The sequence below is a fragment of the Sphingobacterium sp. UBA7253 genome (genome assembly GCF_002472745.1).
Lineage (GTDB): Bacteria > Bacteroidota > Bacteroidia > Sphingobacteriales > Sphingobacteriaceae > Sphingobacterium > Sphingobacterium siyangense.
This window is the reverse complement of sequence record NZ_DKSP01000137.1, coordinates 1-203: the sequence shown is the minus strand read 5'-3', so window position 1 is coordinate 203 and position 203 is coordinate 1.

Below are 203 nucleotides of genomic sequence, written 5' to 3'. Positions count from 1 at the left end.
ACCACGGGTTCCGGACGAAAGCACACCAGATTTGGGAGATTACATTAACATCTCTGAAAACCGAGTCCAGTTATTAAGGAACCTAACTGAACTCCATAGTTTTTATTTACATACTTACCTGAGACAGTCCCTTTCGGCATTTGACCACAATTTATAGATTTCATGCAAACTGGTTCTGTGCTTATTGAATATTCCGACAAAAG